This is a genomic window from Clostridioides sp. LIBA-7678 (assembly GCF_056716065.1).
Window position 1 is genome coordinate 3,988,410 of sequence record NZ_CP196987.1, and the last position, 17,444, is coordinate 4,005,853.

Annotated in this window: 16 protein-coding genes; all 16 read right to left on the minus strand. The window is 29.0% G+C overall.

What is annotated here, in order from left to right:
* Nucleotides 1-79: 79 nt before the first annotated feature.
* Nucleotides 80-1,144 carry a peptide chain release factor 1 gene (gene prfA, locus ACTG46_RS18415; protein ID WP_054271923.1) on the minus strand — a complete coding sequence of 355 codons (1,065 nt, stop codon included), beginning with the start codon at nt 1,142-1,144 and terminating at the stop codon, nt 80-82.
* 43 nt (nt 1,145-1,187) lie between these two features.
* On the minus strand, nt 1,188-2,039 hold the full coding sequence (gene prmC / locus ACTG46_RS18420) for a peptide chain release factor N(5)-glutamine methyltransferase (RefSeq protein ID WP_054271924.1): 852 nt from the start codon (nt 2,037-2,039) through the stop codon (nt 1,188-1,190).
* Nucleotides 2,040-2,056: 17 nt separating this feature from the next.
* Complete coding sequence (locus tag ACTG46_RS18425) at nt 2,057-2,950, minus strand: DUF1385 domain-containing protein (RefSeq protein ID WP_479923370.1); 894 nt, start codon at nt 2,948-2,950, stop codon at nt 2,057-2,059.
* Nucleotides 2,951-3,094: 144 nt separating this feature from the next.
* Nucleotides 3,095-3,295 (minus strand): 50S ribosomal protein L31, encoded by a 201-nt coding sequence (rpmE, locus tag ACTG46_RS18430; protein WP_021386394.1) that lies wholly within the window; start codon nt 3,293-3,295, stop codon nt 3,095-3,097.
* A gap of 152 nt (nt 3,296-3,447) precedes the next feature.
* Nucleotides 3,448-5,052: a transcription termination factor Rho gene (rho, locus tag ACTG46_RS18435; protein ID WP_176702557.1), complete on the minus strand. Its 1,605-nt coding sequence runs from the start codon at nt 5,050-5,052 to the stop codon at nt 3,448-3,450.
* Nucleotides 5,053-5,551: 499 nt separating this feature from the next.
* A complete protein-coding gene (gene galU / locus ACTG46_RS18440) occupies nt 5,552-6,517 on the minus strand; it encodes a UTP--glucose-1-phosphate uridylyltransferase GalU (protein ID WP_054271927.1) in 966 nt (321 codons plus the stop codon).
* Between the two features lie 115 nt (nt 6,518-6,632).
* Nucleotides 6,633-8,522, minus strand: coding sequence for an oligoendopeptidase F (gene pepF / locus ACTG46_RS18445; protein WP_219673907.1), 1,890 nt, complete (start codon nt 8,520-8,522; stop codon nt 6,633-6,635).
* A gap of 350 nt (nt 8,523-8,872) precedes the next feature.
* The gene (gene spoIIE, locus ACTG46_RS18450; protein WP_479923371.1) at nt 8,873-11,245 is read right to left on the minus strand and encodes a stage II sporulation protein E; all 2,373 of its coding nucleotides are present in this window, start codon (nt 11,243-11,245) and stop codon (nt 8,873-8,875) included.
* Nucleotides 11,246-11,334: 89 nt separating this feature from the next.
* Nucleotides 11,335-12,255 carry a Ppx/GppA phosphatase family protein gene (locus ACTG46_RS18455; protein WP_223153328.1) on the minus strand — a complete coding sequence of 307 codons (921 nt, stop codon included), beginning with the start codon at nt 12,253-12,255 and terminating at the stop codon, nt 11,335-11,337.
* A gap of 112 nt (nt 12,256-12,367) precedes the next feature.
* Nucleotides 12,368-12,652 (minus strand): FtsB family cell division protein, encoded by a 285-nt coding sequence (locus tag ACTG46_RS18460; protein WP_054271931.1) that lies wholly within the window; start codon nt 12,650-12,652, stop codon nt 12,368-12,370.
* Nucleotides 12,653-12,657: 5 nt separating this feature from the next.
* A complete protein-coding gene (gene yabQ / locus ACTG46_RS18465) occupies nt 12,658-13,191 on the minus strand; it encodes a spore cortex biosynthesis protein YabQ (protein WP_479923372.1) in 534 nt (177 codons plus the stop codon).
* On the minus strand, nt 13,192-13,446 hold the full coding sequence (locus ACTG46_RS18470) for a YabP/YqfC family sporulation protein (RefSeq protein WP_003421411.1): 255 nt from the start codon (nt 13,444-13,446) through the stop codon (nt 13,192-13,194).
* Between the two features lie 61 nt (nt 13,447-13,507).
* Nucleotides 13,508-13,750 (minus strand): RNA-binding S4 domain-containing protein, encoded by a 243-nt coding sequence (locus ACTG46_RS18475; protein WP_054271933.1) that lies wholly within the window; start codon nt 13,748-13,750, stop codon nt 13,508-13,510.
* 71 nt (nt 13,751-13,821) lie between these two features.
* Entirely contained in the window at nt 13,822-14,100 is a 279-nt protein-coding gene (locus tag ACTG46_RS18480; RefSeq protein ID WP_003421415.1) for an HU family DNA-binding protein, read from the minus strand.
* A gap of 88 nt (nt 14,101-14,188) precedes the next feature.
* Nucleotides 14,189-15,637, minus strand: coding sequence for a bifunctional methyltransferase/pyrophosphohydrolase YabN (yabN, locus tag ACTG46_RS18485; protein WP_054271934.1), 1,449 nt, complete (start codon nt 15,635-15,637; stop codon nt 14,189-14,191).
* 106 nt (nt 15,638-15,743) lie between these two features.
* Nucleotides 15,744-17,357 carry a putative polysaccharide biosynthesis protein gene (locus ACTG46_RS18490; RefSeq protein ID WP_054271935.1) on the minus strand — a complete coding sequence of 538 codons (1,614 nt, stop codon included), beginning with the start codon at nt 17,355-17,357 and terminating at the stop codon, nt 15,744-15,746.
* Nucleotides 17,358-17,444: the final 87 nt, after the last annotated feature.

Below are 17,444 nucleotides of genomic sequence, written 5' to 3' on the forward strand. Positions count from 1 at the left end.
AACATGACCTAAAATGCAAAATAGCTGTTTCAAAATAGAAAATAATTTCTAGAAAGAAACAGCTTCTTTAAAACATTACTTATATTGCAGTCATTTTCTCTGTTTGGTCAACAGTAATTAAAGCATCTATCATTTCATCTATATCTCCATCTAAGAACGCATCTAGCTTATATAAAGTTAAATTTATTCTATGGTCACTTATTCTACCTTGAGGGAAATTATATGTTCTTATTCTTTCTGACCTATCTCCTGTTCCAACCTGGCTCTTTCTTTCCGCTGCTATATCTTTGTGTTGTTCTGCCAATGCTTTATCGTAAAGTCTAGCTTTTAATATTTTTAAAGCTTGCTCTTTATTTTTTAATTGTGATTTTCCATCCTGACAAGATACTACTTCACCTGTAGGTATATGAGTTACCCTAACTGCAGAGTCAGTAGTGTTGACACTTTGCCCTCCATTACCTGAAGAACGGAAAACATCTATTCTTAAATCATTTGGATTTATTTCAACTTCTACATCTTCAACTTCTGGTAATACAGCAACAGTAGAAGTTGATGTGTGTATTCTTCCACCAGATTCAGTTGATGGTATTCTTTGAACTCTATGAACTCCAGACTCATACTTTAATCTTGAGTATGCTCCTTTACCTTTTATCATAAAAGATACTTCTTTATATCCACCAACTCCAGTATCACTTGCACTTAATAATTCTATTTTCCATCTTCTTCTCTCAGCATATCTTGAGTACATTCTAAATAAATCACCTGCAAATAGAGCTGCTTCATCTCCTCCAGCTCCACCTCTAATTTCAACTATAACGTTCTTGTCGTCATTAGGGTCTTTAGGTAATAATAATATTTTTATTTCGTCCTCTAGAGGTTCTACTTTTTCTTCCATCTCAGCTAACTCCATTTTAGCTAATTCTCTTAATTCTTCATCTGACTCTTCTTGTAAAATTTCTTTTGATTCTTTTATACTATCTAAAACATTTTTATACTCTCTGTATTTCATAACAATAGGCTCTAAGTCAGCGTGTTCTTTTATATACTTTTGCCAAACTTTTTGATCATTTATTATATCAGGGTCACCTATTTTTTCACTTAAGTCTTTATATGTATCTTCCAATACCTCTAATTTTTTTAACATACTTTCACCTCGATTAAATGTAACATATCAATTGTTGATTATATCATATATTGTAACCTATAACAACTCTATCAATGCCTTGAATATCCTTCTTTGTATATATTTTTTTATATCCATTACTTTTCATAATATTAATAACATCTTCAGCTTGATTATGACCAACTTCGTATGCTAATATTCCACATGTATTTAGATATTTCTTACCTTGCTCTGTTATTTTTCTATAGAAATCTAATCCGTCATCTCCACCTTCAAGAGCATTATATGGCTCATAATCCTTTACTTGTGTATGTAAAGTTTCTATATCTTGTTTTTTAATATATGGTGGATTTGAAACTATGATATCAAATTTTATATCACTATCACTTATTGCTGTAAATAAGTCAGAATTAATGAACTCTGTCTTTTCATCAACTCCATTTATAATAGAATTTTTTTTAGCTATTTCTAAAGCTATTTCTGATACATCAAAAGACATGACTTTAGAATTTTCAATATATTTTGCTAAACTGATTGTAATAGCACCAGAACCAGTACCTATATCTAGTATACTTACATCTCTTTTTCCTTTACACATTTCGATTATTTCTTCTACCAATGTTTCTGTATCTGGTCTTGGAATTAATACACCTTCCTTAACAAAAAAATCTAATCCCATAAATTCTCTATTTTCAACTATATAGGCTATTGGTCTCCCATTTAATCTTTCTTGTGCAAAGCCTATAAATTTTGTTTCTTGTTCTTGAGCTAACTCTTTATTTAGATTTAAGTGAATATACAGCCTGTCAACATCACCTAAAGCTTTTTGCAATAATAACTCTGTATCTAATCTTGGAGTATCGCTTATATCTTTAAATGTATCTGAATATTTAATAATTATATCTCTTATCGTCATAATAAATATCCTTTTCTTTAATCTACTACTGCCTTTAATGCTTCTAAGGCTACCTCTAGCTGCTCATCATCAGGCTCTTTTGTTGTAAAATATTGCAACATCATCCCTGGGTATGCAATAATTTTAGTGAATCTATTGTCATATTTTCCAAGAATCCTGATTACCTCATAAGATAAACCTGCTACTATTGGCACACATATGATTCTCATAAATATTCTAAGAATTGGATTTGGCCAACCAAAAAATGCAAATAATATTATTGATACAACCATAACTATAAATAAAAAATTTGTACCACATCTAGGATGTAACCTTTTAAATTTTCTAGCGTTTTCTACTGTAAGTTCTAAATCATTTTCATAGCAATATATAGATTTATGTTCTGCACCATGATATTGAAATACTCTTTCTATATCCTTGCTTCGTGAGATTAGTACTATATATGCAAATAATATAACTATTCTTATAATACCTTCTATTAAATTGAGCATAAAGTCATTAGGCATTACTTTAGAAAAAGCTCCTCCTACTAATGTAGGTATGAAAATAAATAATCCAGCAGAAAGTAGCATTGCTATGACCAATGAAAATATTATAATGATATCATTCGCTTTATCTTTAAAGATTTTCTTTATAAATAAATCAAATTTATCTTCTTCGGCGTCTTCCATAAAAAACTCTGAAGAAAAATTCAAACTTTTTATACCTTGAATCATTGTATCTATCATAACAAAAGAACCTCTAACAAAAGGTATCTTATCTATATTCTTATCTCTTACCCAACTTTTTATTCTATCTTCTTTTAGTGCTATTTCTCCGTCACTTTTTCTAACAGCTACTGCTCTTTTGTCTTTTGACTGCATCATTACACCTTCAATAACAGCTTGCCCACCTACAGCTTGTTTTGACATCCACTCACCTCATTTTATTGTATTTAGAATACTCAATTTTACATATTTATTATTATAATACAAAAAGACAATTTAAAGTAGAATATGAATGTTTTTTTGTAATAAAATAGGAGTTGGCTTCCTCCAACTCCATTTTTATAAAAATTAATCCATTTTGAATCTTTTTTTGAATTTGTCGATTCTTCCACCTTTTTCTATGTTCTTTTGTTTTCCTGTATAGAATGGATGGCACTCTGAACATATTTCAACTTTTATTTCGTCCTTAGTTGAACCAGCAGCAAATGTGTTCCCACAAGCACAACGCACTTCAACTGGATTGTATTTTGGTTGTATTTCCTTTTGCATTATAGTCACCTCTTCTCTTTATTTAAAAAAATTAATTATATTAACTTTCTTTTTACATTATCAACTACATTATTATAGCACAACTTATTATGCCATTCAAGTGATTTTTCCATTACTTTATATAATCTATATTTACATTTATATTACTAACTTTACAAATTCTTTATTGATTTTACAAACTCTTTATTGTCTTTAGTTCTTTTGATAAGCTCAATAACTTTATCTGTAATTTCCATTACTGAATTATTACTCATTTCTCTTCTTAATCTCCAAAGAGCTGTCTTTTCTTCATCATCAAGCAATAAGTCATCTCTTCTTGTCCCAGATTTGTAAATATCTATTGCAGGGAATATTCTTTTTTCAGCTAATTTTCTATCTAGGTGTAATTCCATATTTCCTGTACCTTTAAATTCCTCAAATATTACATCGTCCATCCTAGAACCAGTTTCGACTAATGCTGTTCCTAGTATTGTCAAAGAACCACCTTGTCTAATGTTTCTAGCTGCTCCAAAGAACTTTTTAGGTCCATGAAGTGCACCAGGGTCAATACCTCCAGACAAAGTTCTACCTGTAGGAGATATTGTAAGGTTATATGCTCTTGCTAATCTAGTTATACTATCTAGCAAGATTACCACATCTTTCCCATGTTCAACTAATCTTTGAGCTCTATTTAGTACCATCTCTGCAACTTTAACATGATGACTTGATACTTGGTCAAAGGTAGAGTATATAACATCTCCTTCAATGGATTCTTTCATGTCAGTAACTTCTTCTGGTCTTTCATCTATAAGAAGTACTATAAGTTCAACATTTGGATGATTTTTAGCTATGCTATTTGCAACACTTTTTAGAAGAACTGTTTTCCCAGCTTTTGGAGGTGCTACTATTAATCCTCTTTGTCCTTTTCCTATAGGAGAAATTAAATCTATAATTCTTGTAGCTATTTCATTTCTATTAGTTTCCAGTGTAAGTCGCTCTTCTGGGAATATTGGTGTTAATGTCTCAAATGCATTTCTTTGTATAGCTGTATCAGGGTTTTCATCATTTATTTTTTGAACGTATAAAAGCGCTCTAAATTTCTCTCCACTTTTTGGATGTCTAGTTATCCCTTTAATTTTATCTCCTGTTTTCATATTAAATCTTCTTATTTGAGATGGCGAAACGTAAACATCTCCTTCAGTAGATAAATAATTTGAACCTCTTAAAAAACCAAAGCCATCTGGCAAAATTTCAAGTACACCTACTACTTCATCTTCTTTTGATGTGTTAAATTCATCAACTATTTTAGATTCATCGACTTGTTTAGGCATATAATAGTTTTTATTATTATTTCTGACCATTCTATTAGATATATTTGATGCCTTATTACAATCATTTACATTCGTTGTCTTATTATAATCGTTTCTTTGGTTTCTGTTTTCTTGGTTTTGGGAAATATTTTGAGTATCTATTTCTTTCTTGTTGTATGATTTGGTAGGGCTCTTATATTCAACTTCTTTTTCTATACTCTCACGCTCTATATTTTCTTTTCTATTTTTTATGTCTTCTTTAATCTCTTCATTTTTTTCTTTAATCTCTTCGTTTATTTTTTCCTCATTTTTACTTTTAGAATTTATAATCTCAATTAACTCATTTTTCTTATATGTAGTAATTGATTTTATTTTTAATTCTTTCGCTATCTCTCGTAGCTCAACTAAGGTTTTACTACCTAATCCTTCTAATACTTTATCATCTAAAATCAAAAAAATCCTCCTCATCTATATATTCATTTATATACATACTTATTTTGGAAATTGAAGGCATGAAAAAGAAAAGTTTTATTTAAACAGTTAAGTCTAATAATATCACTATTTATACATTATGGTCAATAAATAAAATTTAAAACACTATCATCTATTATATTATTGTATTTCAAGTCCAATCTTAGCACATTTTTATAAATTTATCACTATATTTATATCTTATAATAATATTTTCCCTTAAAATATGCAACTATTATAAAAATTTTTTTTTACATTTATAAATTCTAAAAACCATATATAACTAAAATATTGTAAGTTTTTAACTACATTAAGTTATATATGGTTTTTATATTTATGTATATTCATTGTAGTTATTTATCCTATTACATGGTTGCAATCATGCTTAAAACAGCTGTTATGCTTGTTAACACAAGAATCCCTACAATCCCAATAGCTATTATTCTATTAATTTTTTTCTGACTTGATTTTGCCACAGTACATCACCTTTCACTAATTATTTTTGAATTTCAAGTTCTCTAACATCAGAGACCTCAGATAAACCTAATTCTTCATCTGTACTATTGTATAACACATTTTTATCTTTATCAAATTCGTCACATACATGTTTTAGATACTTTATAAAATCTTTCTTAAGGTCCTCTTTCTTTAGAGCAAAATCAACAGTAGCTTCTAAAAATCCTAACTTATCACCAACATCATATCTCTTTCCTTCAAAATCGTATGCATACATAGCTTCTTTTTTAGACAATATTTTTAGAGCATCTGTTAGTTGCACCTCTCCACCTTTACCTGGTGGTAAATCCTTAAGAATATCAAATATTTCAGGAGTTATTATATATCTACCTAATATAGCAATATTTGAAGGAGCTTTTCCTGGCTCTGGTTTTTCTACCATATCTTTTACCTTATAAACTCTACCTTCTATATTTTTTGCCTCTATTATACCATATTTATTAGTATCCTCTGAATTCACTTTTTGAACTCCTAATATTGTAGTTCTATATTCTTCATATGCATCTGTTAATTGCTTTAAACAAGGTACATCATTATCTACAATATCATCACCTAACATTACTGCAAAAGGCTCATCACCTATAAAGTGTCTAGCACAGTAAATCGCATCTCCTAATCCTTTTGGCTCTTTCTGTCTTATATAATGTATGTTAATCATGTTAGATATATTTTGGACTATCTCTAACAATTCCTTTTTACCTTTTTTCTCCAAGTCAAGTTCCAATTCTACGGATTTATCAAAGTGGTCTTCAATAGATTTTTTGTTTCTACCAGTTATTATTAGTATTTCCTCTATTCCTGAGGCCACAGCTTCTTCTATTATGTATTGTAGTGTTGGCTTATCAACTATTGGTAACATTTCTTTCGGTTGCGCCTTAGTAGCTGGCAAAAACCTAGTCCCTAAACCTGCTGCTGGTATTACAGCTTTTTTAACTTTAATTTGCATAGAATCATCTCCCACTAATTAATAAATAAAAAGTCCTATCTTCAATAGGACTTTAAACTTTTAGTATATTTTAACATTAATTCGATATATTTACCATGTGGATTATAATAATCTTTTATAATAGCTTTTCAAGTTCTGCTACTAAACTGTCAAATTTTTTAATTGTATTTTCTATAGGTTTTGTATTAGTTAAGTTTATCCCACTTGATTTTAACAAGTTTATTGGATAATCTGAGCTTCCTTTTTTAAGAAAATTTATATAGTTGTCTGAGCCATTTTTTAATATGTCTTGGGCAAAACTTACTCCTGCGCTACAACCTGTTGCATATTTATAGACATAGAAACTATTGTAAAAGTGTGGGATTCTAGCCCATCCGACCTTAGATAATTGGTCTAATTCATAGCTTTGTCCATAATATTTTTTAAGAAGTTGTCCCCAAACATCATTTAGTACTAGTGCATTTACACTTTTCTCTTTTTCAACTAACTCATGTATAGTCTTTTCAAATTCAGCATACATTGTTTGTGTATAAAGAGTATCTTTTATCAAGTCTAAATATTGTGTTATATAATAAGCTTTTTCATCATTACCTTTGGCTTCTCTTATAAGCATTTCATAAAGTAAAGCTTCATTAGTTGTAGATGCAACCTCATGAGTAAATATAGATGGATTTGAATTAAAATAATTTTGATTCTTAGAACTTAAATATTCGTATACAGCATGACCAAGTTCATGAGATAATGTTGAAACTGAACTTAATGAATTATTATAATTCAAAAGTATATATGGATGATTTTCATAAACAGATAAGCAATATCCACCACTCACTTTATTTTCATGTGAATAAACATCTACCCATTTTTCATTGAAAGCTTTATAGACTACATCATTATATTCTTTTCCTAGAGGTGATAACGCTGAATATACTATACTCTGCGCTTTCTCATAGTTAATATTATTATCAACAGCCTTAACTATAGGCACAAACATATCATATGAATGGACCTTATCTAATTTTAAGACTTTTTTTCTTAAATCTATATATTTGTGTAAACTGTCCATGTTCCCATTTACAGTTCTTATTAGATTATTGTATACTTTTTCATCTACATTATCAGATTCCAAATACATTTCTAGCGAGGACTCATAACCTCTCTCTTGAGAATAAAAAATGTTCTTTTTAACTTGACCAGTAATCAAGCCTGCAATTGTATTTAGATTATCATTGTAAGTTATAAGTTCATCTTGATAAGCTTTTTTTCTATTTTCTCTATCTGATGATTCTAGCTCACTAGCATATTGAGCTGGTGTTAAATTAGTTTTTCTATCCATATTTCTAAACAATTCATAAACTTGACTTGGAAGACTACTTATAGAAGACACTTTGCTTAGGATGTCCTCTGACTTATCATCTAAATAATGCACTTTGTTTCTTCTTATATCTCTTAAATATGCACCATATTTTCTATTTATATTTTTATTTGAAATAATTTTCTTATAATCTTTGTTTGATAATTTTAATATCTCTAATTCTAAATCTGAACAAATTCCCATATAGTTTCCATAAGATTTACTCATAATATCATTCATATCTAAGTATTTATATGAATTTTTATTAGTATCTTGTTTTAATTTTACATAGGCAGATAGTCTATTTAATCTTATATCAAGTTTTTCCTTGATATTTAAGGCAAAAGACAAATGTGTTGGCGATTTTGTTACTTTACCTATGTAATTTTTTAACTCTTTCGTATCTTTATCAAAACTCTTAAGTTCTTTTTTCCACTGGTCATCACTTTTAAACAAAGATTGTAAGTTCCAACATGTTTTTTCATAATCTATTTCTTGTTTTTTTTCAGCATCATCTTCAGTATCATTATTCATGACAGTAACTGCTCTATCATTATTTTTTTGATATCCTTGGTCAGCTTTTATACTTATTATTAACATGCAAAAAATAGAAATAAATAAAGGTATTATTGCTTTGCACAATTTTCTATTCATAAAAAGCCATCCTTTCAATAAATTTACTTAATAATAGGATGGCTTTTTTTAGATATATTATTCAATTATTCATACTATATAAACAAATATCGAATTAATAGTTATCCACATAATAATCAACATATTCACAGGCTTTGTTTACCTAGAAATTTAGTTATTTCAACATGAATCTCTTTTGATAATAGCTTTTGTTTTTTCTTTTTTTACATTTTATTAACATTTATGCCATACTTATCAACAAATTTTGTTGATTTATATGTTTTTTTTGTTAATAACTATACTTTTTTCAAAAGTCTATTAACATATTATACACAAGTTATCCACATATTATACACAGAATTTTATAAACTTTATTTTGTACATATCTTCGTAACTAAAGCAGTCATATCATCTTCGATTTGTAACGCTTGTAACTCTAATGCTCTATCTAATATTAAATTTGAAATTTCTTTTGGATTTGTAGTCTCTATATTCTTTAAGAAGTATATTAACCAATTATCTCCCAAATTGTTATTTCTTCCTGCATCTACAATTCCATCAGAAACCATTATGACATAGTCTCCCTCCTTAACTTTTACATTTTTTCTATCAATTTTTACATCAGATAATATACCCACAGGTAATGATGATGATGATATTAAATCGACTTCTCCATCACCTCTTTTTATATAGGTAGAACACGCTCCCATCTTTATAGTTTCTAAACAACCTCGTTTTAAATCTAAAATTCCTAAATCTAAGGTTGAAAACATCTCCTCTGAAGACTTTAATAGCAACATATTATTTATAGTATCTATAACTATTTCGTCTTTAATTTTTGCATCTATCATTTTTTCTAATATATCAATCGTGGCAGAGGATTCTTCATATGCTTTTTTACCTTTTCCCATACCATCACTTATAGCCATCATATATTTACCATCATTTATCTCCATATATGTGTAATTGTCTCCACAAAGAATATGCCCATCCCTTGACATGGCTGAAACTTCTGTAACAGCCTTATATTTCTGAGATTTAACGAATGTTGCCTTACATTTACCTCCTAAACAATGGCACCCTATTTTCCTAACAGACATATTTTCACCTACTAGGTCTGAAATTATGTTTACAATTTTATCTTCACACATACAACCATCATGACAAGTTTTCTTTTCTATAGATATTTCAAATTCACTGTTACTTTTCGTTAAGTAACTTACTTTATCAACGGTTATGTCATATCTCTCTAATTGCTCATATATATTTTTTTCTTTTTCTATATCCAGCATTATATCGCTCTCTAAATCTTGAGACAATGATTTAATTGATTTTGAAATACTTCTTATTTGATTTGCTATTAATTTTCTACTTTCTGAAAACTTCACACTCCAATCATAATCTAATACAAACATTTTGTAATAGTGATTTGATATTTTCACTATTGACTCTGGTTTCATACATTCCTTTCTAAAGTTTTTAGGTATATCGTTTAGATTTAACTCCCCTTCCTCCTCAATTTTTTCAAGAATGTTATATATCATAGTGTATGTATGATTAAATCTTGATTCCCAACACATTCTTCTCATACTACAACTTTTACATTCATCATTATGAATCATATCTATTACATTTGCTATATCTCTTTGGTCTAGTACCTTATCTTTTTCTCTTATCTTATCAAATGTATCTGCAAGGTCATCGTAAGTTTTATAAATACTATTTAATCGACTATTAGTTAAGTTCTTACTTCTCATAATATAATCGTATACGATTTCATTTGAAGCTACATTACTTTTTATTAATTTTTCAATCTTACTAAACAACTTCTCTGGTAACACTATAACTATTAAACAGCCTAACAATATATCTCTTAATTGCATCATATTAGAAGTAATACCAGAAGTATATAGGTATATTATTGTCCAACTTAGAATATATCCTAATATACAGAAATATTTATTTATTTTATTAAATGCGCCACTTATTAATCCTGAAAAAGAATATATACCCATATAAATGGCTGATGTTATGTTATTTAAAATGGATGCTACGCCAATAATTACACCACTAGATGCTCCCATCGTAGCTCCTCCTACTATTGAGGTCAGTAATATCAATACGGTGGACAAAATGGTCCTTATCGATATTCCAAACAAGGATATATCACCTATTCCCATTATGCTAAAGGTTAGCAGTAAACTTATTGATATAGCTTCTTCTGTCCGTACGGACATCCTATTGTTGACATTGGCCATCAAACCTATCCCATAAGAAAATACATATACAGATATAAACATTATTATTGCTTCTACACCTGCTATAAGAAGATTATACATATACCTATTTGAAAAGAAAGCTTGTCCCATGGAAATTGGAAGTAATATCATTGCACTTATAAATGCCACCTTAGCAATTGAATCTGATAATTTTAACTTTTTATTCACTGCCATAAATATTGTAAGGCACACAGCATATTTTGCTACATTTCCAAAATCATTAGATGATAACAATATTCCTAATAATGTTGATATGAATACAGGTATCTTGTACTTGTCAATCTTTGATGCACATATAAAAAAGGCAATTCCTAAAGGAGCTACAGAGTCTACTATAATAGACCTACTAAGTAAAAATCCCATTACGGCGAATGCCACCGTAGTAAAATCAATATATCCGCTTATTAATTTTATGACATTTGGTTTTACAGTCTTACTCTCCACAACTGCTACACTTCTTTGCATAAAAAAACCTCCTCTTTTGTTTATATTAAGAATTGTAACAAAGAGGAGTAATTTTTTTTGTCATAATCGGTTTTAAAAATCAAAAAATATTAATACATTTTTTTTGACTTTTGACATATTAAGCCTTCCAAATTATCGTATTCACTTACGGTTATTTCTTCTATTTCTAATTTTTCCATTATTATATTCAATATTTTTACACCAGCAGTTATAATATCCGCACGTTTTTCTTGTAGGCCTTTTAAGTTCTTTTTATCACTTAATGTCATGTTTATTAATTTTTGTAGAATTTCTTCTATTTCTTTTTTGTGTATTTTACTATTATGTATTTTTTCCATAGAGTAGACCTCTAATTCTTGATTCATTGCTGATAATGATGTAATCGTTCCACCTATGCCTATAAGAGTTTTTAATCCTCTTCCTTTTATATAATTTAAAGTTTCATTAATCTCGTTATATATAAATGAACTCATATTTTCAAACTCTTCATCTTCAATAATATCATGCTTTAAAAATCTCTCTGTCATTCTAAGAGCACCTACATTTTCGCTTTTATTAAATTTAATTCCATCTAAGTCGCCTATAATAAATTCTGTTGAGCCTCCTCCAATATCTATAACAATAATATTGTCATCACCTTGTATGCCTTCTAAGACACCCTTAAATCCTAGATTTGATTCTTCTATTCCTGTAACTATATCAACATCTATCCCAGTTTCTTCTTTTGCTAGTTTAACAAAGTAATCTCCATTTTTACTATCTCTAAGGGCAGATGTTCCCATACAGTATACTTTTTCACACTTTTCATCATTACACTTATCAGAAAATTTTTTTAAGGCATCTATGTTTCTTTGAATAGCATCTTCTTTTATATATCCTTTACTATCTACACCATGACCAATTCTAGTTGTGTTAACAAATTTTTTTCTGTTTGTGAGATTTCCATCTCTATAATCTGCTATCAATAATCTCATTGAGTTTGTCCCAATATCTATAGCTCCTACTTTCATTATAAAATACCTCCTCAATAAAAATAAAAAGCCATTCTTAAACTGAATGACTTTTTTATTAAATCTTAAATTTTAAAATCAATACATCTGTAAACTTATTAGCAAGTTTTAGTCAACGGTTTATATCAACATAAACGGTTTCATTAGGCTTTACCATATTTAATCTTTTTCTTGCTATCTCTTCTAAGTCTCCTTCATATGATTTTTCATCTTTCTTTAAGCTGTTTATTTGTATTTCAGTCTTTTTTAATTGTTTATTTAGACTTGCTATTTCTTTTTTATACTCTTTGGCTTTTGTGTACTCAAATACAAACCCTGTCATCATACTAAAAAGTGATATTCCTAAAAATAAACTGACAACAATAATTTGTCCTGAAAATTTTTTTCTTAAGTTCATTTTCCCTACACCCTTTTTTTGGTTTTATTTTTTTTCTTCTTATGTTTTGATTTTTTCTTGCTCTTTAACTTTTTATTTGATTTTCTTTTTATACTTTTCTTTGTTGCTATAAATATATTAGGTATATAAAATATAATATCAAATAGTAGGTGTAGTGAATAGATTATAACGTAATACAAATTATTTAAAAAACTGACTATGTATTGTATAACTTTTTTAAAAAAATTCCTCACAAAACAGATTATTTTATTGATAATTGATAAAACAATTTTACTTATGGTGTTATAGTATAAAATAAAACCAATAAACAAAGCCACAAAATGGTAATATCTTAAATCAAAAAATTCTGTAAGGTTTATTGTTACAAATATTATAGCTGTTGCTAGAAACCAAAATAATACATCAAAGATTATCGCGAAATAATTGATAAATTTAAAGTTTCCTCTTAGACCTCTATAAAAATCAAACAATACTCCTATAAGTATTCCACCATAAATAGTAGCATAAAAAATGCTTACATCTTGAGTGAAAGGTATCATTTATCTAAATACCTTTTTCAAGAAACTCTCTTGTGGCTTTTTAGGCTTTGCATACACCATAGAATTTATAGTTCCATCTATGCTAATTATATTTTCGTCTATACTTAGCTTGCTCATATCTAGGTTCTCGCCTTCAATTACCATCTCGCCTACAGAAGTTTTAAGCTCAACTCTTTTGTCATTAAAAGAATATATGTGCTCGACTCCTGAAATAACCAGCTTTGATCTATCTTTCAAAGTTATGTTCTGTTCCATAATATCCCCCCAGTAAATATTTCACTAATACTACTATTAATATACTAGAGGACTATCAATTTTATTCTAAAATTTCGTACATTTCTTTTGCATCATTTTTTAGCACATGCTCTTTTACTTCATTTATCTTAAGCCTCATCTTTTTCTCTCCAAATTGTATTTCTAAGGTGTCTCCAATATTCACTTCTGAAGAGGATTTAGCAACTTTTCCATTTATAGTGACAATTCCCTTATCACATGCATCCTTAGCAACAGTTCTTCTCTTTATAATCCTAGATACCTTTAAAAACTTATCTAATCTCATAATTATCACCTTCCTTAGTTCTATAGAAAAAGTGTGGCAAATTTATCCACACTTTTTCACAAGATTTCTAATTATCCATTTATTATATCCTTTAATCCTTTTCCAGCTTTGAAAACTGGTGCTTTAGAAGCTGGTATATCTATAACTTGCTCTGGATCTCTTGGATTTCTTCCTTGTCTAGCAGCTCTTTCTCTTGTCTCAAATGTTCCAAATCCAACTAATTGAACTTTTTCGTTATTTACTAGTGCATCTTGAACAGAACTCATAAATGCGTTTAATGCAGCCTCTGCTTCCTTCTTTGTTAATCCACTTTTTTCTGCCATCTTTGATACTAATTCAGCTTTATTCACGATATTTACCTCCTAAAAATGTTTATAATATAGACTTCTATCTTTGTGATAAAAGTTCTAGATTTTTGACAAATTTCCTTCCACAATTTTATTGTTTTTTAGCCTGATTCCAAAATTCATCCATCTCTTCAAGTGTCATGTCTTCTAATTTTTTATTTAAATTCATTGCACTTTTCTCCACAAACTCAAATCTATTTATGAATTTATCGGTAGTACAGTTCAAGGCTTCTCCTGAGTCTATGTCTAAAAATCTAGCTAGATTTACTATCGAAAATAATAAATCGCCTAGTTCTTCCTTTATGTATTTTATATTCCCGACCCTGTGTTCGTCAAGTAATTCCTGATATTCTTCTTCAATTTTTTTAAATACATCTTCTACATTGTCCCAATCAAAGCCAACAAGGGCTGCTTTATGTTGAACTTTACTAGCCTTCATAAGAGCTGGTAAATGCTTTGGTATCCTTCTAAGGCTATCTGTTATAGTGCTTTCGCCCTTCTCTTCTTTCTTTAATTCTTCCCAAGTTTTTTCAAACTTAGACATATCTAGTTTTACACCACTAAATATATGAGGATGTCTATTAATTAATTTTTTACATATTCCATTTACTACTTCTTTTAAATCAAAGTAGCCTTCCTCATTTCCTATCTGGCAATGGAATATAACTTGTAAAAGAACATCTCCTAGTTCTTCTACCATTTCATCTATATCATTATTGTCGATTGCATTACAAAGTTCATATGATTCCTCTATAACAGAATTTTTTAATGATTGATGTGTCTGTTTTTTATCCCATTCACATCCAGATGGACTTCTAAGTGTATTAACTATTATTTCTAAGTCATGTACTGTATTATACATCTTTTTAGAACTTTTGGGTATATATAAGCTAGTTAAATAGTCAAAAAAGTTTTCATTTCTGTCCAATTCGCACAGTTTTATAAACTTTTTACTTTCTAAATCTTTGACACCTGCTCCATTTACTATACATACTTCTTGATTATAGTCATAATATTCCATAAGCTTTAACTTTACATTAGATGCTATAAATTTATCATATACTTGAGTTATTATCATACTAGTATTCAAATCTATATATGAATTTTCTATTTCAAAAGCATCTATCAATTTAAATCCCTCAGATGGGTCTATAGCCAAATAGTTAAACATAGCGTCTACAAAGCTCATAGAAGGCAATATTTCTACTGTTATGTGCTTTTCATTGGCTATTCTTTCTATTATACTTACAGTCTTTTCTGCGACTCTTGGATGACCAGGAACAGCATATATTAAATCACCCTTTGTAGATTCTTCTATGATAAACTCAGATATTTTTAAATAAACATTTTCAAAATTTTCTTCATTTTCATAAAAATAGTCTAATGAAGTGTATTGTATAGTTTCTTTAAGTTTATCAATTATTGGATGTTTCTCTGTTCTAAAAAAAACTCTTGGGCTATTTCTTAAAGATTCTAACGCACCTTGGCTTATAAGAGAATAATCTCCTGGTCCAAGACCTACAATACTTATCTTACCCATAACATCACTCCTATTAGCAAATTTCACTTTATTTTTATATTATTATACAAATAAGGAGCTTTACTATTTGTATAGTATTTCCTTTATTTGCATATATATTCCTATATTATCTTATAAGCTTAACTTTTTTTAACAATTTATATAATTTATCACCTTTTGGCATAGTCAAAATCTCTTCTTTTTTAATTCCACCTATTCCAAGTATAACTACTACATATACAATTCCACCAACACATATTGCAATTATTGTAGATATACTATTTCCCAAGAATCCAACTAAAGCTCCATAACTCAATTTAACCATTATAAACATTGTCAAAACTGTTATAAATGGCTTTATTATAAATTCTTTTTTAGGGAAGCTTACATTCATGTGCTTTTTAACGTATAACAAGTTAATCATAGCTGCAACAAAGTATGCTGTAACTGTACCAAATGCAGAGCCTAATACATTAATATCTGGTATTCCTGTTAAAGTATAACTTATCACAATCTTACATAACATACCAGCACATAAGGCAATTACAGGTACTATTGGTTTTCCCATACCTTGAATTATACCAGTTAATGTTTGTATTAATCCTAAAAATAATACACATGGAGTAAGAGTAAATAAAATAGTTCCTACAGAAGATGGTTCATGTGGAAACAAAAGACCCATTATTGGTATTGCTAAAGAAGCCATACCAAACGCACAAGGTAATACTATAAGTAGAGTTACCTTAACTGCACTCTTAGTATCTTTTCTAGCTTTTGTCTTGTTTCCTAATGCATATGCTTTAGAAATTGCTGGAACTAAACTCATACTCATTGCAGTTGTTATAACTGCTGGTAAATTTATTGTGGCCATTGCCATACCTGTTAACTGACCAAACATTGAGTTCGCTACTTTGTATGTATAGCCTGCTTCCATAAGTCTTCTTATCACGATAACATTATCTATCATATTCACAAGTGGCATTACTGATGCTCCTATTGTTATAGGAATAGCAACAGTTAAAAGCTTTTTAAAAATATAAGAAACTCTCTCATCTTTAAATCTTTGACTTGCATCTATCTCTGCTCTACGCTCTTTTCTCCCTAGCATATAAGCAAACATCAAATAAACCATAGATGCTACTGAACCTATTGTAGCTCCTGATATAGCACCAGCCGCCCCAAAAGTTTGACCTAGACTTTTCATAAGTAAATAAGCCAAAGTAAGACCTAATACAACTCTAAAAAATTGCTCTGCAACTTGAGACACAGCAATCTTAGTCATATCCTGTCTCCCTTGAAAATATCCTCTATATGCAGACATTGCAGGAACAAATAATAATGCTGGAGCAATAGCTTTCATAGAGTATAATGCACCTGGATTTTTCATTACGTTTGTTACTATGTAGTCAGCACCAAAAAATAATATACAAAATGATATTATTCCAGTAATAAATAAAACTGTATGCGATACTTTAAATATCTTATTTGCACCTTTAAAATTTCCAACAGCAACTTTTTCTGAAACCAACTTTGCCACAGCTGTTGGGAATCCAGCAGTAGCTAATGTTAAAAATAGAGTATACACAGGATAAGCAGCCTGATAGTATCCCATTCCTTCTGAACCAATCATGTTACCAAGAGGAATTCTAAAAAATCCTCCCATTATTTTTACGATTACACCCGCTAGTCCAAGTATAAGGGCTCCTTTTAAAAAAGAGTCTTTATTTTTGTTATTGTTCATAACATAACCTCCATACTGTTTATATAACAAACTTTAATATACCATATTTTTAATGCTATATTCAATATTTTACACAAAAACTTCAAA

What these genes read in the sequence shown, in the direction of transcription:
- ACTG46_RS18425 (WP_479923370.1), bottom strand. Translation starts at nt 2,950, where the DNA reads ATGTCAAAACAAGCTGTAGGTGGGCAAGCTGTTATTGAAGGTGTAATG.
- spoIIE (WP_479923371.1), bottom strand. Translation starts at nt 11,245, where the DNA reads ATGCAAAGAAGTGTAGCAGTTGTGGAGAGTAAGACTGTAAAACCAAAT.
- prfA (WP_054271923.1), bottom strand. Translation starts at nt 1,144, where the DNA reads ATGTTAAAAAAATTAGAGGTATTGGAAGATACATATAAAGACTTAAGT.
- ACTG46_RS18475 (WP_054271933.1), bottom strand. Translation starts at nt 13,750, where the DNA reads ATGAGATTAGATAAGTTTTTAAAGGTATCTAGGATTATAAAGAGAAGA.
- ACTG46_RS18455 (WP_223153328.1), bottom strand. Translation starts at nt 12,255, where the DNA reads ATGAAAGTAGGAGCTATAGATATTGGGACAAACTCAATGAGATTATTG.
- prmC (WP_054271924.1), bottom strand. Translation starts at nt 2,039, where the DNA reads ATGACGATAAGAGATATAATTATTAAATATTCAGATACATTTAAAGAT.
- yabN (WP_054271934.1), bottom strand. Translation starts at nt 15,637, where the DNA reads ATGGGTAAGATAAGTATTGTAGGTCTTGGACCAGGAGATTATTCTCTT.
- galU (WP_054271927.1), bottom strand. Translation starts at nt 6,517, where the DNA reads ATGCAAATTAAAGTTAAAAAAGCTGTAATACCAGCAGCAGGTTTAGGG.
- ACTG46_RS18470 (WP_003421411.1), bottom strand. Translation starts at nt 13,446, where the DNA reads ATGGAACAGAACATAACTTTGAAAGATAGATCAAAGCTGGTTATTTCA.
- yabQ (WP_479923372.1), bottom strand. Translation starts at nt 13,191, where the DNA reads ATGATACCTTTCACTCAAGATGTAAGCATTTTTTATGCTACTATTTAT.
- ACTG46_RS18490 (WP_054271935.1), bottom strand. Translation starts at nt 17,357, where the DNA reads ATGAACAATAACAAAAATAAAGACTCTTTTTTAAAAGGAGCCCTTATA.
- ACTG46_RS18460 (WP_054271931.1), bottom strand. Translation starts at nt 12,652, where the DNA reads ATGAACTTAAGAAAAAAATTTTCAGGACAAATTATTGTTGTCAGTTTA.
- rho (WP_176702557.1), bottom strand. Translation starts at nt 5,052, where the DNA reads ATGAGGAGGATTTTTTTGATTTTAGATGATAAAGTATTAGAAGGATTA.
- rpmE (WP_021386394.1), bottom strand. Translation starts at nt 3,295, where the DNA reads ATGCAAAAGGAAATACAACCAAAATACAATCCAGTTGAAGTGCGTTGT.
- pepF (WP_219673907.1), bottom strand. Translation starts at nt 8,522, where the DNA reads ATGAATAGAAAATTGTGCAAAGCAATAATACCTTTATTTATTTCTATT.